The 19,456-nt window shown below is 69.5% G+C and carries 18 protein-coding genes; all 18 read left to right on the top strand.

Going from position 1 to position 19,456, the window contains the following annotated elements; translation table 11 throughout:
• Positions 1-12 precede the first annotated feature (12 nt).
• The 18 genes from JNB_RS04380 to JNB_RS04295 all read left to right on the top strand — a co-directional run bounded on the left by JNB_RS04380 (position 13) and on the right by JNB_RS04295 (position 19,429).
• Positions 13-3,009 carry a bifunctional [glutamine synthetase] adenylyltransferase/[glutamine synthetase]-adenylyl-L-tyrosine phosphorylase gene (locus tag JNB_RS04380; RefSeq protein ID WP_009775203.1) on the top strand — a complete coding sequence of 999 codons (2,997 nt, stop codon included), beginning with the start codon at positions 13-15 and terminating at the stop codon, positions 3,007-3,009.
• A 10-nt stretch (positions 3,010-3,019) separates the two neighbouring features.
• A complete protein-coding gene (hisD, locus tag JNB_RS04375; protein WP_009775202.1) occupies positions 3,020-4,345 on the top strand; it encodes a histidinol dehydrogenase in 1,326 nt (441 codons plus the stop codon).
• Positions 4,342-5,460, top strand: a complete 1,119-nt coding sequence (locus tag JNB_RS04370) for a histidinol-phosphate transaminase (RefSeq protein ID WP_009775201.1) — start codon at positions 4,342-4,344, stop codon at positions 5,458-5,460. Before hisD ends, JNB_RS04370 begins: the two co-directional genes overlap by 4 nt.
• Entirely contained in the window at positions 5,457-6,062 is a 606-nt protein-coding gene (hisB, locus tag JNB_RS04365; RefSeq protein ID WP_009775200.1) for an imidazoleglycerol-phosphate dehydratase HisB, read from the top strand. The genes JNB_RS04370 and hisB overlap by 4 nt, the downstream gene beginning before the upstream one ends.
• A gap of 3 nt (positions 6,063-6,065) precedes the next feature.
• Positions 6,066-6,692 (top strand): hypothetical protein, encoded by a 627-nt coding sequence (locus tag JNB_RS04360; RefSeq protein ID WP_009775199.1) that lies wholly within the window; start codon positions 6,066-6,068, stop codon positions 6,690-6,692.
• Entirely contained in the window at positions 6,689-7,333 is a 645-nt protein-coding gene (gene hisH, locus JNB_RS04355) for an imidazole glycerol phosphate synthase subunit HisH (RefSeq protein WP_009775198.1), read from the top strand. Before JNB_RS04360 ends, hisH begins: the two co-directional genes overlap by 4 nt.
• 71 nt (positions 7,334-7,404) lie before the next feature.
• Positions 7,405-8,139: a bifunctional 1-(5-phosphoribosyl)-5-((5-phosphoribosylamino)methylideneamino)imidazole-4-carboxamide isomerase/phosphoribosylanthranilate isomerase PriA gene (priA, locus tag JNB_RS04350; RefSeq protein WP_009775197.1), complete on the top strand. Its 735-nt coding sequence runs from the start codon at positions 7,405-7,407 to the stop codon at positions 8,137-8,139.
• Entirely contained in the window at positions 8,136-8,831 is a 696-nt protein-coding gene (locus tag JNB_RS04345; RefSeq protein WP_009775196.1) for an SseB family protein, read from the top strand. Before priA ends, JNB_RS04345 begins: the two co-directional genes overlap by 4 nt.
• 417 nt (positions 8,832-9,248) lie before the next feature.
• The gene (gene infC, locus JNB_RS04340) at positions 9,249-10,118 is read left to right on the top strand and encodes a translation initiation factor IF-3 (RefSeq protein WP_009775195.1); all 870 of its coding nucleotides are present in this window, start codon (positions 9,249-9,251) and stop codon (positions 10,116-10,118) included.
• A gap of 80 nt (positions 10,119-10,198) precedes the next feature.
• Positions 10,199-10,393 (top strand): 50S ribosomal protein L35, encoded by a 195-nt coding sequence (gene rpmI, locus JNB_RS04335; protein ID WP_009775194.1) that lies wholly within the window; start codon positions 10,199-10,201, stop codon positions 10,391-10,393.
• Positions 10,394-10,434: 41 nt separating this feature from the next.
• Entirely contained in the window at positions 10,435-10,821 is a 387-nt protein-coding gene (gene rplT / locus JNB_RS04330; RefSeq protein WP_009775193.1) for a 50S ribosomal protein L20, read from the top strand.
• Between the two features lie 46 nt (positions 10,822-10,867).
• Positions 10,868-11,662, top strand: coding sequence for an RNA methyltransferase (locus JNB_RS04325; protein ID WP_009775192.1), 795 nt, complete (start codon positions 10,868-10,870; stop codon positions 11,660-11,662).
• Positions 11,663-11,693: 31 nt separating this feature from the next.
• Complete coding sequence (locus JNB_RS04320; protein ID WP_237700612.1) at positions 11,694-12,773, top strand: ATP-binding protein; 1,080 nt, start codon at positions 11,694-11,696, stop codon at positions 12,771-12,773.
• Between the two features lie 88 nt (positions 12,774-12,861).
• Positions 12,862-13,566, top strand: coding sequence for a DsbA family protein (locus tag JNB_RS04315; protein WP_009775190.1), 705 nt, complete (start codon positions 12,862-12,864; stop codon positions 13,564-13,566).
• 100 nt (positions 13,567-13,666) lie between these two features.
• Entirely contained in the window at positions 13,667-14,857 is a 1,191-nt protein-coding gene (locus JNB_RS04310) for an MFS transporter (RefSeq protein WP_009775189.1), read from the top strand.
• 215 nt (positions 14,858-15,072) lie between these two features.
• Positions 15,073-16,167: a phenylalanine--tRNA ligase subunit alpha gene (pheS, locus tag JNB_RS04305; protein ID WP_040883593.1), complete on the top strand. Its 1,095-nt coding sequence runs from the start codon at positions 15,073-15,075 to the stop codon at positions 16,165-16,167.
• Positions 16,167-18,704: a phenylalanine--tRNA ligase subunit beta gene (gene pheT, locus JNB_RS04300; RefSeq protein WP_009775187.1), complete on the top strand. Its 2,538-nt coding sequence runs from the start codon at positions 16,167-16,169 to the stop codon at positions 18,702-18,704. Before pheS ends, pheT begins: the two co-directional genes overlap by 1 nt.
• Positions 18,701-19,429, top strand: coding sequence for an SDR family oxidoreductase (locus JNB_RS04295; RefSeq protein ID WP_009775186.1), 729 nt, complete (start codon positions 18,701-18,703; stop codon positions 19,427-19,429). The genes pheT and JNB_RS04295 overlap by 4 nt, the downstream gene beginning before the upstream one ends.
• Positions 19,430-19,456 lie beyond the last annotated feature (27 nt).

Here is a 19,456-nt window from a genome sequence, read left to right as displayed (position 1 = left end):
GTGAGCGCTCGTATGCCGTCCGTTCCGGGCGATCTGACCCGGCTCGGCTTTGCCGAACCACGCAGGGCCGACAACCTGCTGGCCGACCCTGCCCTGGCACCGCTGGTCAAGGATCGGAGCCGGGTCGAGACCGATGGCCTGGCCGTGACCCTGGCCAGGGTCAACGACCCCGATCAGGCCCTGCTCGCCCTCGTGCGACTCATGGAGTGCGTCGCCACCCCGGCCCATGCCACCCTGCGTGAGGCGCTCGTCCCGGCTCTGCGCGAACCCGGCCGCGCCCGCGACCGTTTGTTCTCCGTCCTGGGTGCGTCCATCGCGCTGGGCGATCACCTCATCGCCCGACCCGAGCACTGGACCGCCGTGGTCGACGCCGTCCAGCTCGAGGTCGAGGAACGCATCGACCTCATGACCGAGGCCGTGACCGCACCCGCCGACGGCACCACGCCCGAGGACGCCCTGCGCATCGAGTACCGCCGCCAGCTGCTCGGCATCGCGGCCCTCGACGTCTCGCGACCGGATCCGCAGGCCCGACTCCCCGAGACCGCCGCAGCGCTGGCGGACCTCGCCGAGGCCGCGCTCGAAGCCGCCTTGGTCATGGCTCGCGCAGCCCTCGGGCCCACCGCCGACCAGTGCCGCTTCTCGGTCATCGCCATGGGCAAGACCGGGGGACGCGAGCTCAACTACATCAGCGACGTCGACGTCATCTTCGTCGCCGAGCCCGCCGACGGCTGTGATGAGGACGCGGCCGTGGCGGTGGCCACCGAGCTCGCCACCGCGATCATCAAGATCTGCTCGAGCCAGACTGCGGCCGGTGCGTTGTGGCAGGTCGACCCCGCACTACGCCCCGAGGGCAAGAACGGCCCGCTGGTGCGCACCCTCCGCTCGCACGTGTCCTACTACGAGCGCTGGGCCAAGACCTGGGAGTTCCAGGCCCTGCTCAAGGCTCGCCCCATCGCCGGTGACCGCGTCCTGGGTCGGGCCTACGTCGACGCTGTCGCGCCGTTCGTCTGGTCGGCAGCCTCGCGCGAGAACTTCGTCGAGGACGTGCAGGCGATGCGTCGTCGCGTCGAGGACAACGTCCCGTCGGGAGAGGCCGACCGTCAGCTCAAGCTCGGGCCGGGCGGGCTGCGGGACGTCGAGTTCAGCGTCCAGCTGCTGCAGCTCGTCCACGGTCGCGCCGACAAGTCCCTGCGGTCGGGCACGACCCTGACGGCCCTGGCCGCTCTCACCCAGGGTGGCTACGTCGGGCGAGAGGACGCACAAACTCTCGAGGCGGCATACCGGCTCCTTCGTACTCTCGAACACCGCATCCAGCTCTTCCGCATGCGGCGCACGCACCTCATGCCCACGGCGCCCAGCGACCTGAGGCGGCTCGGCCGGGCGCTGGGCCACCAGCGCGATCCCGAGGACTCGGTCACGGCTCAGTGGCGCGCGGCCGCTCGCGAAGTCCGCCGGCTGCACCAGCGGATCTTCTACCGCCCGCTCCTGTCGGCTGTGGCCCGACTGGGTCCCGACGAGGTGCGCCTGGCACCGGAGGCCGCGCGCGAGCGGTTGGCGGCCCTCGGTTTCACCGACCCCCGCGGAGCCCTGCGTCACCTCGAGGCCCTGTCCGGGGGAGTGAGTCGACGAGCTGCGATCCAACGACAACTGCTGCCCGTCATGCTCGGCTGGTTCGCCGACGAGGCCGCTCCCGACGCCGGCCTGCTCGCCTTCAGACGCATCAGTGACGAGCTCGGGACGACGCCCTGGTTCCTCCGCCTGCTGCGCGACGAGGGCAGCGCCGCCGAACGCCTCGCCCACACGCTCGGGCGGAGCCGGTATGCCGCGGACCTCCTGGAGCAGGGACCGGAGTCAGTTCAGTTCCTGGGCGAGTCCACCGGGCTGCGGCCGCGCACCCGAGACGAGGTGCAGGTACGGATGCGGGCCGCGGCTCGACGCAAGGACGGGTCCGAGGCCGCTGTCCTCGCGGCACGCGCGGTGCGACGCTCGGAACTCTTCCGCCTCGCGGTCGCCTCGCTGCTCGGGCACCTCACTCTCGAAGATCTCGGCAGGGCGCTCGCGGACCTCAGCGGTGCCCTCATCGACGTCACGCTCGAGGTCGTCCTCGAGGCCGTGGAGAAGAAGACCGGCGCTCCTGCGATGAGTCGTCACCTCGTCGTCGGCATGGGTCGTCTCGGAGGCGGCGAGGCGGCCTTCGGCAGCGACGCCGACGTGCTCTTCGTCCACGACCCGCTGGAGGGGGTGGACGCTCGCGCTGCCCAGGAGCAGGCCCTCGACGTCGTCAAGGAGCTCATCCGCCTCCTGGGTCTTGCTGCGCCCGACCCCCGGCTCGAGGTCGACGCCGGCTTGCGCCCCGAGGGCAAGAACGGCCCGTTGACGCGCTCCCTCGACTCCTATCGCGCCTACTACGAGCGGTGGTCCCTCGTCTGGGAGTCGCAGGCGCTGTTGCGCGCGGCCCCGGTGGCGGGCGATGTCGAGCTCGGAGCCGCGTTCATCGAGCTCATCAACCCCCTGCGCTGGCCGGAGGGTGGCATCGACGCGGGACAGGTCCGCGAGATCCGCACCCTGAAGGCGCGCATGGAGGCCGAGCGTCTCCCTCGGGGCGCGGACCGCAAGACCCACTTCAAGCTCGGTCACGGAGGCCTGAGCGACGTCGAGTGGTGCGTGCAGCTCATCCAGCTGCAGCACGCCCACGACCACGAGGGCCTGCGGACGACGTCGACGCTCGGGGCCCTGACGGCGGCTCAGGCCGAGGGGCTCATCGCGAGCGACGACGCAGTGGCTCTCGCCGAGTCGTGGCGCCTCGCGTCGCAGATGCGCAACGCTGGTCTGCTCTCTCGCGGACGGCCCGTCGACTCCGTCCCGTCCGATGTCCGCGACGCCGACGGGATGGCCCGGATCATGGGTCTGCCGGCGCGATCGGGCCAGGAGCTGGCCAACCGCTACCGCCGCGTCGCCCGTCGTGCCCGGCATGCGGCCGAGCACGTCTTCTATGGGGACGCTACCTAGACTGGGATTCATGATCCCGGTTCTCGACCTTCGCGGACGCACGCCCACCCTCCGCGAACTCAGGGGCACCCTGCCGCGTGCCGAGCTGGACGTCGAAGCAGCGCTGGCTGCGGTCCGTCCAGTCTGTGATGACGTCGCCGCCCGTGGTGGCGAGGCCGTCCTCGACGCCTCGGAGCGCTTTGACGGCGTGCGCCCGGCGTCCTTGCGCGTGCCGGCCGAGGTCATCGCCCAGGCGCTCGCGGACCTCGACCCGCAGGTCCGCGCGGCACTCGAGGAATCCATCCGCCGCGCCCGCCTGGTGCACTCCGAGCAGCGCCGCACCGAGTCGACCACGACGGTGACCGCCGGTGGCACGGTCACCGAGCGCTGGGTTCCCGTCGATCGGGTCGGCCTCTATGTCCCGGGCGGTCGCGCGGTCTATCCGAGCAGCGTCGTCATGAACGTCGTCCCCGCCCTGCTCGCAGAGGTCGGGTCGGTTGCCGTCGCGAGCCCGCCGCAGAAGGACTTCGGCGGCTGGCCGCACCCCACGATCCTGGCTGCGTGCGCGCTCCTCGAGGTGGACGAGGTGTGGGCCATGGGTGGCGCCCAGGCCGTGGCCGCCTTCGCCCACGGATTTGACGAGCTCGACGGCGCCGAGCCGCTCGAGCCGGTCAACCTCGTCACCGGTCCTGGCAACATCTACGTGGCCGCCGCCAAGCGCCTGCTCAAGGGGCTCATCGGCATCGACTCCGAAGCCGGGCCCACCGAGATCGCGATCCTCGCCGACGCCACCGCCGACCCCGACCACGTCGCCGCCGACCTCATCAGCCAGGCCGAGCACGACCCGTTGGCGGCTGCGGTTCTCGTCACCGACAGCGCCGACCTCGCCGACGCGGTCCAGGTCGCCGTGGAGCGTCGGGTCGCCGCGACCAAGCACTCCGAGCGGGTCATCGAGTCGCTCACCGGTCGCCAGTCGGCGATCGTCCTCGTCGACTCGGTCGACGTCGGACTCGACGTCGTCAATGCGTATGCCGCGGAGCACCTCGAGATCCACACGGCCGACGCCGCTGCTGTCGCGGCACGGGTCCGCAATGCCGGCGCGGTCTTCGTCGGCACCTGGTCACCGGTCAGCCTCGGCGACTACTGCGCCGGCTCCAACCACGTCCTGCCCACCGGCGGGTGCGCCTCCCACTCGAGCGGCCTGTCGGTGCAGTCCTTCCTGCGCGGAATCCACGTCATCGAATACTCGCAGGACGCCCTGCGCGAGGTCGGCGCCCACGTCGTCACCCTCGCCAACGCCGAGGACCTCCCTGCCCACGGCGAGGCCGTCATCGCGCGCCTTCCCGAGCTCTCATGAGCGACATAGAGAAGCTCCTGCGCGAGGACCTGCGCGGGCGCACGGCCTACGGCGCACCTCAGCTCGACGTCCCGGTCGCCCTCAACACCAACGAGAACTCGTATGCCGTGCCGCCCGCCGTCGTCGACGAGATCGTTGCCGCCGTGGCCGGGATGGCTTCGGGTCTGAATCGCTACCCCGATCGCGAGTTCACGGACCTGCGAGGTGACCTCGCGGCATACCTCTCGCGCAGCGGAACGTCGGTGAGCCCGGAGCAGGTCTGGGCCGGCAACGGGTCCAACGAGGTTCTCCTGCACCTGTTGCAGGCGTTCGGTGGTCAGGGTCGCACCGCCCTCGGCTTCACTCCTGCGTACTCGATGCACCCGATCATCTCCGCGACCACGGGCACGACCTGGGTCGATGGTCTGCGTGGCGTGGAGGGCGGGGGTGCCTTCGACCTGTCGGCCGAGTCCGCCGTGGAACAGGCGCAGCAGCACGACCCACACGTCGTCTTCCTGTGCTCACCCAACAACCCGACCGGCACGGCCCTCACCCTCGACGTCGTGACGGCGGTGCACGACGCCGCTCCGAACGCCGTCATCGTCGTCGACGAGGCCTACGCCGAGTTCGCCCGACCGGGGACGCCCAGTGCGCTCACCCTCCTCGAGGGACGTCCACGGCTCGTCGTCACCCGCACGATGAGCAAGGCGTTCGCCTTCGCCGGGGGTCGACTGGGCTATCTGGCCGCCGATCCCGAGCTCGTCGACGCGCTCCGGCTCGTGCGCATGCCCTATCACCTCTCGTCGCCCGCGCAGGCGATCGCGAGGGCCACGCTCAAGCACGCCGACGCCATGCTCGGCACCGTCGACGTCATCAAGCACCAGCGCGACCGGATCGTCGATGAACTCACCGCGCTCGGCCTCGACCCCGTCCCCAGTGACGCCAACTTCGTCCTCTTCGGCGGGCTGCGCGACAGCCATGTGACCTGGCAGGCACTGCTCGACCGGGGGGTTCTCGTCCGGGACGTGGGGATCGAGCACTATCTTCGAGTGACCGCCGGGACGCCGGAGGAGACGACGGCGTTCCTTGAAGCCGTCGCCGCCCTGGGCCCCGAACACCTGGAAGGACAGTCGTGACCACCAACCGCACCGCGACGGTGACGCGTTCCACCTCCGAGAGCAGCGTCGAGCTGACCATCGATCTCGATGGCACCGGCGTCGGCGACGTGAGCACCGGAGTCCGGTTCTACGACCACATGCTCCTGTCGCTCGCGAAGCACTCGCTCATCGACCTCAAGGTCAGGGCCACGGGTGACGTCGACGTCGACGCGCACCACACCGTCGAGGATGTCGCCATCGTCCTGGGTGATGCCCTGCGCGAAGCGCTCGGTGACAAGCGCGGCATCTCGCGATTCGGTGACGCGACGGTGCCCCTCGACGAGGCGCTCGTCCACGCGGTCGTCGACGTCGCCGGTCGCCCCTACGTCGTCCACACGGGGGAGCCCGCCGGTCAGGAGTACGTCGTCATCGGGGGCAACTATGTCGGCTCGTTGACGCGCCACGTCCTCGAGTCCTTCGCCTACCACGCGGGTATCGCCCTGCACGTGCGCGTTCTCGCTGGTCGCGACCCGCACCACATCGTCGAAGCCCAGTTCAAGGCCGTGGCCAGGGCACTTCGTGCTGCCATCGAGCGCGACCCCCGCGTCGACGGCATCCCCAGTGCCAAGGGTGCGCTCTGAGCCGTGGCAACCCCTGACCAGACACCAGAGCTCGGGCACGGTGTCGTCCTCGTCCGAGGTGGGGCCGCGGCGTCGGCCCGCTGGGTCCGGCGCGGTCTCGTGGCCGTCCGCGTCGTTCCGCTCGCAGGCTGGACCGGCGTCTATCTCGCGGAGGACCGGGCACTGTCTGTTGCGCCCTATGACGTCGGGCTCGAGATCCTCGCCGCCCGACGGGTGCCCACCCGGCACCGTCCGGCCATCGGGCTGTTCGTCATCGACGGCTGCGCTGTCGTGACGGTCCAGGCACGTGGCTGGCGTCTCGAGCAGCGGTGGATCGTGTGGGAGCCCGGCACCGGTATCCGCCGGACGCCAGACCTTCCCGCCCTGCCAGCCGGACTCATCGTCGACGTCGCCGGGGCGCGGTCGCGCACGACTGCCGCCGCGGTCAGCGAGCACTTCGCCGACACGCAGGGGCAGCCGCTCGACGTCCTCATCGGCCTGGTGCGCCTTCTCGGTCTGCCCGGCGAGGAGCTCCTCCTCGGCGAGATCGACGAGAGCCACGAACGCATCGATCCCAGCCCCCGCTCCATCGCTGCCTTCGACGCGCTCGTCGCCGAGGAGGCAGCGCACCGCTCGGAGAACGAGCGATGACGGGCCGCCGGGTTGTCGTCCTCGACCACGGCAGCGGCAACGTCCACAGTGCGGTCCGGGCCCTTGAGCAGGTGGGCGCCCAGGTCGAGCTCACTGCTGACCGCGGTCGAGCCCTCGACGCCGACGGACTCTTCCTGCCGGGCGTGGGCAACTTCCACGCCTGCGTGCGCGGGATGCGTGCAGCCGAGGCGCCCCGCATCGTGGACGTCCGCCTTGCCGGAGGCCGTCCCGTCCTCGGTGTCTGCGTCGGCATGCAGGCGCTGTTCGAGTCCTCGACCGAGCCCAGTGGCACGACCGAGGAGGGCCTGGCCGAATGGCCCGGCACGGTCGAGCGGCTCCAGGCTCCGATCGTTCCGCACATGGGATGGACCGAGGTCGAGGTGCCTGACGGCTCCTCACTCTTTGCCGGGGTCGAGTCCGAGCGTTTCTACTTCGTGCACTCGTATGCCGTCCGCACCTGGACGCTTCCCGAACCCACCGGGGCGTTCGCGGTCGTCGCCCCTCGGGTCACGCACGCAACTCACGGTGAGCGTTTCGTCGCCGCCGTCGAGAACGGCCCCCTGTCCGCCACCCAGTTCCATCCCGAGAAGTCGGGCGAGGCGGGTCTGCACCTGCTCGAGAACTGGGTCCGGTCGCTCTGAGCGGCCATCTCGATCCACCTGAACCGCATGTTTCACCACACCCCGACCGTGACCTCAACCATGAAGGTGCCATGACCACCCCTCGCCTCCAGCTCCTGCCCGCCGTCGATGTCGCCGGAGGCCGAGCGGTCCAGCTCGTCCAGGGAGTCGCCGGGTCCGGCGGCGAGTTCGGCGAACCGGTCGAGGCTGCGCTGCGCTGGCAGGAGCAGGGCGCCGAGTGGCTGCACCTCGTCGACCTCGACGCTGCCTTCGGCCGAGGTGACAACGCCGAACTGCTCGCCCAGATCGTCGGACAGCTCGACATCGACGTGGAGATGAGCGGCGGCATCCGCGACGCCGAGACCCTCGAGCGCGCCCTCGCAACCGGCTGCCGACGGGTGAACCTCGGCACCGCCGCACTTGAGAACCCCGAGTGGACGGCCTCGGCCATCGCCGAGCACGGGGACCGCATTGCCGTCGGACTCGACGTGCGCGGCACCACCTTGGCGGCCCGCGGCTGGACGCAGGAGGGCGGCGACCTCTGGGAGACGCTCGAGCGGCTGGATGCCGAGGGCTGCGCCCGCTACGTCGTCACCGACGTCAACAAGGACGGCATGCTCAAGGGCCCCAACCTCGACCTCCTGCGCGACGTCTGCACCCGCACCGACCGACCGATCATTGCCTCGGGTGGGGTCTCGACCCTCGCCGACATCGAAGCGCTTCGGACCATGGTCGGCGAGGGAGTCGAGGGTGCCATCACCGGATCCGCCCTCTATCGCGGTGCCTTCACGCTCCCTGACGCACTCGACGTCGCCGGTCGCCCGTGACCCGGGACCGTGTCTTCAGCGGATCCACCGGCTTCGAGGGTGACGACGGCGCTGCCGACCCAGCCCTGACCTCCGCCCTTGAGGCGGGTGACGCGACCGCCCTCATGGCTGCGCTCCAGGGGGCCCGACTCCTCGTCCCCATCGTCGCCGAACCCGTGGAGACAGAGGTTCGGGACGGGCTCACTGTCGACAAGCAGACCGACATGGCCGCAGTGACCCTGGTCGCCCCCGACGGAGAGCGCGCCCTGCCCGTCTTCACCAGCCTCGCGTCTCTCGCGGCCTGGGACCCGAGCGCCAGACCCGTCCCTGTCACCTCCGCCCGCGCAGGCCAGGCCGCCGTCAGCGAGCTCTGCGACGTCATCGTCATCGATGTCGCCGGCCCACTCACCCGTGCCTTGCGCCCGTCCATGGTCTGGGCCCTTGCCCAAGAACGTGAATGGCTCATCCCGCACGAGGACCCCTTCGTGGAGAAGGCCGTGGCAGCAGCCCTCGCCGAGGAGTCAGCTGTCCGCACCCACCGGATCGAGGAGGGCGCCCCCACAGGCCAAGGAATCCTCGGCCTCGTCCTCGAACTCACCGAGGGCCTCGAACCCACCGAGATCCAGCAGATCGCCACCCGCGTGGGGGAGCGCCTCGCCACCGACGGCGAACTCCGCGCCCGCATCGACGGCCTGGCCTTCCGCATCACCTGAGCTCCATGGCCTCGTTCTGAAGGTGCGCAGCCCGGAGGGCGGCTAGCGCGTCTCGACGGACACGAGGGGTTCGGCATACGCCGAATTGGTCTCATGGCGCCAGACTGCTAACCTTGCTGCCGGACCGGCTGTGTCGCCACCCTCCAGGTGATGAACACAGTGCGCAAGTGAAGTTCGCTTCCACCCGCGTCGACCTCAGGTCGCCGGGTTTCTCCACACGGTCCACGGCAGCAGTGTGTGTCGTGGGTGCCTTTTGTGGACGGATGTGAGGCTTCTCGTGCGCTGCGCGAGGAGCCTCTTTTCTCATTTTTGAGATGTGGCGGACTTGTTTCGGGCCACAGCACAGTCTTCAGTTCCCTTCAGAAGGAGTTCGACATCAGCGAGCCTCGTATCAACGACCGCATCCGGGTTCCGGAAGTGCGGTTGGTTGGCCCCAACGGCGAGCAGGTCGGCATTGTCCGCGTCGAGGATGCTTTGCGTCTCGCGGCCGAGGCTGACCTCGACCTGGTCGAGGTGGCCCCCATGGCCAAGCCGCCGGTCGCCAAGCTCATGGACTTCGGCAAGTACAAGTACGAAGCCGCCATGAAGGCCCGAGAAGCGCGCAAGAACCAGGTCAACACGGTCATCAAGGAGATCAAGCTCCGCCCGAAGATCGACCCCCACGACTACGCCACCAAGAAGGGCCACGTCGTCCGGTTCCTGGGTGGCGGCGACAAGGTCAAGGTCACGATCATGTTCCGTGGTCGCGAGCAGTCGCGCCCCGAGCTCGGTTACCGCCTCCTCCAGAAGCTGGCCGAGGACGTCATCGAACTGGGCACCGTGGAGTCCGCTCCGAAGCAGGATGGTCGCAACATGATCATGGTCCTGGCGCCGACGAAGAAGAAGTCCGAGGCCCGCGCCGAGCAGCGTCGCAAGAAGCACGACAGCGCGGATGCCAGCCAGGCAGCCGACACCGACGTGCAGGACTCGCAGGACGAGCTGAACGACGAAATCGCTGCGGCGATGGAAGCAGAGCAGCCCGTCGAGGTCGCGCAGATCGAAGAGGTCGTCGAGGCTGAGCCGGTCGCCCCGGCCGAGCCCGAGTCCGTCGTCGAGGCCGAGCCCGTCGTCGAAGCCGAGCCGGTCGTCGAGACCAAGCCGGCCCCGGCAGCCAAGCCGGTCCCGGCAGCCAAGCCGGTCCCCACCGCGAAGCCCGTTCCCAAGGCCAAGCCGGCCCCTGCGGCCAAGCCGGCCGCGAAGGTCGACACGAAGCCCAAGGCCCCCAAGAAGGCCGCTGTCGCCGAATAGGCGTCAACCACGAATTTCCCAGCAGCACCGTCACACAGCAGCACCGTCAGCACCACCGACAGCGAAGGAGATCGGCAGCCATGCCGAAGAACAAGACCCACAGCGGCACCAAGAAGCGCTTCCGCGTCACCGGTTCCGGCAAGGTCATGCGCGAGCAGGCCGGTCACGTCCACAAGTTCCACGAGAAGACCCCCCAGAAGGCCCGCGCCCTCAGCAAGGACGTTCTCGTGTCCAAGGCCGACGTCAAGAAGGTCAAGAAGCTTCTCGGCATCTGAGCCGGCACCCCCCAACGTCCTAGAACAGCAAGGAGTCTCACGTGGCACGCGTGAAGCGGGCAGTCAATGCCCATAAGAAGCGCCGGGTCGTCCTCGAGCGCGCGAGTGGTTACCGCGGTCAGCGGTCCCGTCTCTACCGCAAGGCCAAGGAGCAGGTCACTCACTCCCTCGGCTACGCCTACCGCGACCGTCGCGCCCGCAAGGGTGACTTCCGTCGTCTGTGGATCCAGCGCATCAACGCTGCGGCCCGCGCCAACGGCATGACCTACAACCGCCTCATCCAGGGACTCAAGGTCGCTGAGATCGAGGTCGACCGTCGCATGCTCGCCGAGCTCGCGGTCAACGACGCGGCGGCCTTCACGGCCCTCGTCGAGATCGCCAAGGCGAACGTTCCGGCACAGCCGGTCGTCGACAAGGCTGCCGTCTGAGCAACCCTCGGGCGCACCGCGCCATTTTCGCAACGCCGGGAGAGCCGTGCTGACCAACATCCGATCCGATCGGGTCAAGTCAGTGCGATCGCTCTCCCGGCGTTCGGCGCGTGAGCGCACCGGTCGCTTCGTCGTCGACGGACCGCAGGGCGTGCGCGAGGCGATCCGGTATGCCGCTCCGCTCGTCGATGACATCTACGTCACCGCCGAGGCGATCGAGCGTCACCAGGACCTCATCGCGGCCGCGCAGGATGCCGACATCCACCTGCACGAGACCGACGACGCCGTCCTGGCCGCGATGTCCGACACCGAGTCACCGCAGGGTGTTCTCGCCGTCGTCGCCGCGCAAGCCCACACCCTCGAGCAGGTGCTCGCCACCGCGCCCCGTCTGGTCGTGCTGCTGAGCAACGTGCGCGACCCGGGCAATGCCGGCACGGTCATCCGTGGTGCCGATGCCTTTGGCGCCGATGCCGTGCTCGTCACCGACGGGTCGGTCGATGTCCTCTCGCCCAAGGTGGTTCGGTCGACCGTGGGGTCCCTCTTCCACCTGCCGGTCGTCACCGGACTCGATGTCAACGAGACGTTGGACGCCCTGGCCGCACACGGCATACGCACGTATGCCGCCGACGGAGTCGGCACGACCCTGCTGCCCGATGTCGACGTGAGCCAGCCCCATGCCTGGGTCATGGGCAACGAGGCGTGGGGGCTGCCCGCGGAGATCCGCGACCGCTGCAACGACGTGGTCCGGGTGCCGATCCACGAGCGCGTTGAGTCGCTCAACCTGGCGATGGCCGCCACGATCTGCCTGGCCACATCTGCTGGAGCGACGCGTCGGTCCTGACGTCCGGGGCCTGACGTGGTGGGATGGCGGTATGGCTGATCCGCCCCCCTCGTACATGACCGTCCCGGTTCCGGCTGCCTCTTCGGCGGCGGAGATGCTGCCGGACGGGCTCATCACTGCCGACGCAACGGGTGCCGTGTCGTCGGTCAACCACCGGGCAGAGCAGATCCTCGGCCGTCCCGCCGGCGAGATGGTGGGTCGCGACATCCGAGTGGTGTTGCCGCTCGAGACGCGCAACGGCGAGTCCTGGTGGGCCCTCACCGACCCGTGGGGCGGGCTGAGCATTCGCACGGGTCACCGCGAGAAGCTGCTGATGTTGCCGGACGGCAGGGAGCTTCTCATCACCGCGAAGTACCTCCGCGCGGGCCGCGCCGGTCCTCTGGGCGCCATCCTCCTCGGGGTGCGCGACGCCGAGGCGCGACGACGTGCCGAACACGACCACGCCGCGCTCATCTCGACCATCGCCCACGAGCTGCGTTCACCACTGACCGGCGTCAAGGGCTTCACGTCGACGTTGCTGCGCCGGTGGGACCAGTTCACCGAGGCACAGCGCATCACGATGCTCGAGGCGATCGACTCCGACGCCGACCGACTCACCCGGCTCATCACGGACCTGCTCGATGTCTCACGCATCGACACCGGGAAACTGCGCATCCATGAGATCCCCGTCGACTCGAAGGCGATGCTCACCCGACACGTCGAGCGTGCGGTGGCCGCGGGGCACGACGCGGACGGCTTCACGGTGGACGTCGAAAGCGGTGCCGAGGAGATCTACGCCGACAGCGATCGCCTCGACCAGGTGCTCTCCAACCTCGTCGAGAACGCCATCCGGCACCGTCAGAGCAAGGTCGTCCTCTCCGCCTCTCCGCACACGGCAGACGGGGAGCGAGGGGTCGTCATCAGCGTGAGCGATGACGGTCCCGGGATCCCCCCGGAGCAGCGGCGTGCCGTCTTCGGTCGCTTCTGGCACGGGCCGAGCGGCACGGGCACAGGGCTGGGTCTCTACATCGTCAAGGGTGTCGTCGAGGCGCACGGCGGCTGGTCCCAGATTGACGATGCCCGTGGTGGGGGAGCGGTCGTCCGGGTCTTCCTGCCGAGCGAGCCGGTCTGAGCGAAAGCCGGTTGGGCGGTCCTGGCGCGGGCGACAGCGCGGGCCGCGTCACCGGAATAGTCCCCACCACGCGCCCGTTCCCGCCTGTATGAAGATTGAGATCTGGTCCGATGTGGCCTGCCCCTGGTGCTACATCGGCAAGCGCCGGTTCGAAACTGCGTTGAAGGCGTTCCCCCACAAGGATTCGGTGGAGGTGCAGTGGCGCAGCTACCAGCTGGACCCCACCATCCCCGAGCACTACGACGGCACCGAGCTGAGCTATCTGAGCGAGCGCAAGGGCATGGACCCGGCGCAGGTCACGAGCATGTTTGCCCACGTCACCGAGCAGGCCAAGGGTGAGGGCCTGAACTACCGGTTCGACGACGTCGTGGTGGCCAACAGCTTCAACGCCCACCAGCTTCTGCACCTGGCCGCAGCCAAAGGACGTGGCGACATCGTCAAGGAGGCCCTGCTGTCGGCCCATTTCGAGCACGGAGCCGACATCGGCAACCGGGGCGACCTGGTGCGCATCGGCAGCGAAGCCGGTCTGGACGCCGCTGAGATCAACGAGGCCCTGGACACCGACAAGTACGCCGATGAGGTCCGGCAGGACTTTGCCGACGCCCGCACCATCGGCGTCACCGGCGTCCCGTTCTTCGTCATCGACCGGAAGTACGGCATCTCCGGCGCCCAGCCCGCCGAGGTGTTCAGCCGGGCGCTCGAGCAGGCATGGCAGGAAGCCAACCCGCTGACCATGGTCAGCACCGGCGGAGCCGACGCGGAGGTCTGCGGCCCCGACGGCTGCGCCATCTGACGCACCGGGCGCACAGCAAAACCGGGTTGGGCCGACTGGCCCACCCGGCATACCCTCCAGGAGATCAGCAACGAATCCTGCTGAGGGAGAGGGGTGTCCGGTGTCGGTGGTGTCCATCGCGCCCTACCGGGTTGCCCTGGCGAGCCGGGACCTGCGGCTGGCGCTGCTGCTCGGGTCGTTCGTGCGCATCCCCGTGTTCTCCGCCGGCGTGCTGCTCACCGTCCACGTCGTCACCACGCTCGATCGTTCGTATGCCGCGGCCGGCCTGCTCGCCTCCGTCGCGACCATCGCCGTGGCCGTCAGCGGGCCGTGGCGTGGACGACTGCTCGACCGTCTCGGGCTCCGTCGGGTCGTTCTTCCCTCCACTGTCGTCGCCCTCGCCTGCTGGTCGGTCGCGCCCTGGGTCGACTACCTGCCCCTGCTCGTGCTTGCCGGCGTCGCTGGACTGTTCGTCATCCCGAGCTTCTCGATCATCCGGCAGGCGGTCATCGCTGCCGTGCCGAGCCAGGAGCGCCGAACCGCGATCTCCCTCGATGCGGTGGCGGTCGAGATCGCGTTCATCATCGGGCCGGCCGCGACGATCTGGGCCGCCTCGCACTGGGACACCCGCTGGGTCCTGTTCGCCGTCCAGATGCTCGGGGTCGTCGGCGGGCTGACCCTGTGGCTCGTCAACCTGCCCCTGCGCAGCGACGCCGAGGAGGAGGGTGCGGGGGAGCATCCGGTGCGCTCGGCGTGGTTCGGGTTGCCGTTCATCGCGGTCTGCTGCGCGGCGGCGTGCGCGACCTTCGTGTTGTCGGGGACCGACCTCGGCATCGTGGCGCGCATGCGCGAGCTGGGGTCGCCCACGTCCATTGGCATCGTCCTCGGTCTGTGGGGGCTCGGGTCGTTGCTCGGCGCCCTGGTCTACGGGGGTTTGAGCCGGCCGATCTCGACGTTCTGGCTGCTCGGGGCCCTCGCCCTCGTGACCTTGCCGATGGGCTTGGCCCACGGGCTCGTCTCGTTGTCGCTGCTTGCCTTTGTCGCAGGGTTGCTGTGTGCGCCGACGATCACGGCGAGTGTCGACCAGGCCAGCCGGATCGTCCCGGCGTCGGCGCGCGGTGAGGCGATGGGGTGGCACGGGTCGTCGCTGACTCTCGGAGGCGCCATGGGCGCGCCCTTCGCCGGGCTCGCCATTGACGAGGTCGGCGCTGGTGGAGGCTTTGTCGCACCGGCCGCCGTGGGTCTCGTCGTCGCGGCAGTCGGGGCCGTCGCGGCACAAACCCGCCGACGCCGGCGCGTGCCCGCGCGCTAGGCTGGCTGCCATGTCTCCCGCCTCGGCTTCGCGCACGCCCCGTGCCGTGCGCCGATTTACCGTGCCCTCGGGCGCGGTGACGCGGAACGCCTGACTTCGTTGGATTCGAGTCCGGCGTCCGACGTCCGGCCCGGGGGCGCGTGACCTCCCCAACGCATCCGATGTCCCAGCCCGCAGGGCGCCCACGAGGTGCGCCCGCGATGAGAGTGGAAGCCATGTCTGGACCCAACACGAACTTCGATCCGGTCGAGGTTGCAGCCCTCGACCCCGAGATCATCGACGCCGCCGTCTCCAGCGCACTAGAGGCGGTCGCCGCAGCGAGCTCGCTGGACGAGCTCAAGACCCTGCGCCCCACTCACACGGGAGACAAGTCGCCGCTCGCCCTGGCCAACCGCGAGATCGGTGCCCTGCCCCCCAGCGCCAAGGCCGAGGCCGGCAAGCGTGTCGGGCAGGCCCGCGGTCGCGTCAACCAGGCCTTCGCCGCGCGACAGGTCGTGCTCGAGGTCGAGCGCGACGAACGCGTCCTCGTCGAGGAGACCCAGGACCTGACGGTCCGCGTCGCCCGTCGACCGGTCGGCGCCCGCCACCCGATCAACCTCGTCTCAGAGCGGGTCGAGGACATCTTCGTCTCCATGGGCTGGGAGATCGCGGAGGGCCCCGAGGTCGAGTCGGAGTGGCTGACCTTCGACGCCCTCAACATCGGACCCGACCACCCGGCTCGGCAGGAGCAGGACACCTTCTTCCTCGAACCGGCCGGCTCCGGGCTGGTCCTGCGCACCCACACCTCGCCCGTCCAGGTCCGCACCATGCTCGATCGTGAACCCCCCATCTATGTCCTGTGCCCGGGCAAGGTGTTCCGGACCGACGACCTCGACGCGACGCACACCCCCGTGTTCCACCAGTTCGAGGGGCTCGTCGTCGACGAAGGCATCACCATGGCGCACCTGCGCGGAACGCTCGACGCGTTCGTGCAGCGCCTCTTCGGCGACGGCATCGTCACGCGCCTGCGCCCCAACTACTTCCCGTTCACCGAGCCCAGCGCCGAGATCGACTGCCAGTGCTGGATCTGCCGCGGTGAAGACCCTTCCTGCCGCTCGTGTGGCGGCACGGGCTGGATCGAGCTCGGTGGCTCGGGGATGGTCAACCGTCGCGTCCTGCGCAGCGCCGGCATCGACCCGGACCGCTACACCGGCTTCGCCTTCGGCCTCGGCATCGAGCGCTCGCTCATGCTGCGTCACGGGATCGGTGACATGCACGACATCGTCGAGGGAGACGTTCGCTTCTCCCGCCAGTTCGGAATGGAGATCTGATGCACGCCCCCGTCTCGTGGTTGCGTGAGCTCGCCGACGTCCCGGCCGACGCCAAGGGTGTCGACATCGCGGCTGCCCTCGTGCGCGTCGGCCTCGAGGAGGAGGGCCTGCACGGTGGTGACATCGCCGGCCCGCTCGTCGTCGGCCGCGTCCTCACGGTCCAGCCCGAACCCCAGAAGAACGGCAAGACGATCAACTGGTGCACCGTCGACGTGGGCAACCACGGTCAGATGGTCACCGAGGGCAAGGCCCAGGAGATCGTGTGCGGCGCCCACAACTTCGCCCCCGGCGACCTCGTCGTCACCGTGCTCCCCGGCGGCGTGCTGCCCGGCGGCTTCGAGATCTCGGCGCGCAAGACTTACGGCCACGTCTCCAACGGCATGATCTGCTCGGCCGCCGAGCTGGGTCTCGGCGAGGACCACGACGGCATCATCGTCCTGACCCAGCGGCTCGGCGAGGAAGCCGCTTCCAGCCTGCAACCGGGAGACGACGCCATTGCCCTGCTGGGCCTGGGTGACGAGGTCGTCGAGGTCAACGTGACGCCCGATCGCGGCTACTGCTTCTCGCTGCGTGGCATCGCGCGCGAGTTCGCGCTGTCCACGGGGCGCGAGTTCCGTGACCCGGCTCGCCTTGACGTCGCCGAGGCCAACGGCGACGGGTATGCCGTGTCGCTGGCCGACGAGCGTCCGCTCGACGGCCGCTCCGGTTGCGACCGCTACGTCGCCCGGGTCGTTCGCGGGGTCGACACCACGGCCACCAGCCCGCAGTGGATGCAGAAGCGCCTGACCCAGGTCGGGATGCGTCCCATCTCGCTCGCGGTCGACGTGACGAACTACGTGATGATGCTGCTCGGCCAGCCGCTGCACGCCTTCGACCTCGACACCCTGTCCGGGTCGATCGGCACGCGTCGCGCCAGGGCGGGGGAGAAGCTCACGACCCTCGACGATGTCGAGCGCACCCTCGACCCCGAGGACCTGCTCATCGTCGACGGCTCCGACACGCCCCTGGCGATCGCCGGGGTCATGGGTGGGGAGTCGTCCGAGGTGAGTGACTCGACCACCAACGTGCTCATCGAGGCCGCGCACTTCGACCCCGTGACCGTGGCGCGTTCGTCGCGGCGTCACAAGCTCACGACCGAGGCGTCCAAGCGCTTCGAACGTGGCGTGGACCCGGCGGTCACCGCGGCCGCGGCCCAGTTGGCTGTCGACCTGCTCGTCGAGCACGGAGGCGGCACGGCCGATGCCGGCGTCACCGACATCGACAACCGCATCGAGCGCGAGGCATTCGACTTCGACGTGACGCTCCCGACGCGCTACATCGGCCTGGACTACTCGCGTGACGAGGTCCTCAGCACGTTGCGCGCGATCGGGTGCGAGGTGGACGAGCGAGAGAAGGATGTCGTCTCCGTCGCAGCAGCGACCTGGCGTCCTGACCTCACCGATGGGCCCGAGCTCGTCGAAGAGGTGGCCCGGGTTCGTGGCTATGACCAGATCCCTTCGGTCCTGCCGCAGCCCAAGAGTGCCGGACGTGGGCTCACCCACGGGCAGCGCGTCCGGCGTACCATCGCCAACACCCTGGCTCACCAGGGTCTCGTCGAGGTGCTCACCTATCCCTTCATCGGCGAGGGCCGGTTCGACCAGCTCGGCTACGCGACCGACGATTTTCGCCGCTCGACGGTTCGCATCGTCAACCCTCTCTCCGACGAGGCCCCGCTGATGCGAACCTCGATCCTGGACACGCTCCTCGACGCGTTGCGCCGCAACGTGTCTCGTGGTGCACGCGACGTCGCGGTCTACGAAGTTGGCCTGGTGACCGTCGGTTCGTCGTCCCCGACCTCGGCACCGGTTCCCCCTGCTGACGCACGCCCCGACGACGCAACCTTGGGTCAGATTCTCGGGGCCGTGCCCGCCCAGCCTCGTCACGTCGCGTTCGCGGCTGCTGGCGACATCGAGCGTGGCGGACCCTGGGGCCCGTCGCGGCGGGCAGATGCCTCGGACCCCGTCGGCTGGGCGCTGGCCGTGGGACGCGCCATTGGACTCGAGCTGTCCGTCGTCTCTGCTCGTGACCGGGCACCGTTCCACCCGGGACGCTGTGCTGCAATCACGCTGTCCGACGGCACTGCAGTCGGCCACGTGGGCGAGCTGCACCCCAAGGTGGTCGCGGCGCTCGATCTGCCCGTCGGCACGGTCGGCGGAGAGCTCGACGTCGACGTCCTCGTGGCCGGGTCCGGCAGCGCGGTCCAGGCGCACCAGCTGTCCACCTTCCCGGCGGCGCACACGGATGTGGCGCTCGTCGTCGACGAGCCCGTTGCGGCCGCCGAAGTCGAGGCGGCGCTGCGTGCCGGTGCGGGGGAGTCCCTGGAGTCGGTGTCCCTGTTCGACATCTATCGCGGGGACCAGCTCGAGGCCGGCAGGAAGTCCTTGGCCTACCGGCTGACGTTCCGTGGTGACCGCACCCTCAAGACCGACGAGGTGTCAGCTCTGCGTGATGCGGCAGTCGCCTCGGCCGCGTCAGCCACGGGAGCAGTCCAGCGATGACCCAGCCGGTCGCGATCGTCACTGGAGCCTCACGGGGGATCGGCGCGCACATCGCCGATGCCCTGCAGGACAACGGGTATGCCGTGGAGCGCGGCTCGCGCTCCACGGCGCCGGTGACCGAGCGTGCCGCGGTGGAGGCGTGGGTGGCCGACATCGTGGCGCGCCATGGACGGATCGACCTGCTGGTCAACAACGCAGGGGTGATCGACGCCGAGGTGGCGCTGGCCGACAGTGATCCGGATGAGTGGTGGGCGACGGTCGAGACCAACGTGCGCGGGCCCTATCTCATGACGCGTGCGGTCCTCCCGCACCTTCTCGCGACGGGCCGGATTGTCAACATCAACTCCGGCGCTGCCTACAAGAACTACGACATCGCCACCGCATACAACGTGAGCAAGGGCGCGCTCGCGCGCATCACGTCTGGACTGGGTCTGGGGCCCGATCGCACCGTGCTGACGTTCGACCTCGCCCCGGGTGTCGTGCGGACCGACATGACCGAGGCCATGGAAGCCCACCGCGACCGAACGGAGTGGACCTCACCTGCAGAGGTCACCGAGTTGCTCCTCGCCATCGCGCGAGGCGAGCTCGACACGTGGAGTGGCCGGATGGTTCGTGCAGGGACCGACACTGTGGCGTCGCTGCAGTCGCAGGCGAGAGCCGGTCTGGCAGAGAACGATCGGACACTGGGCCTGATTTCATGGGGGGACGACGACCCGCTGCGCTGATGAACCTCTTTGCATAGAGATGCCCTC

It is taken from the genome of Janibacter sp. HTCC2649 (assembly GCF_000152705.1).
Taxonomy (GTDB): Bacteria; Actinomycetota; Actinomycetes; order Actinomycetales; family Dermatophilaceae; genus Knoellia.
Note: the sequence above shows the minus strand (reverse complement) of the source record. Positions and strands in the feature narration are given on the sequence as shown.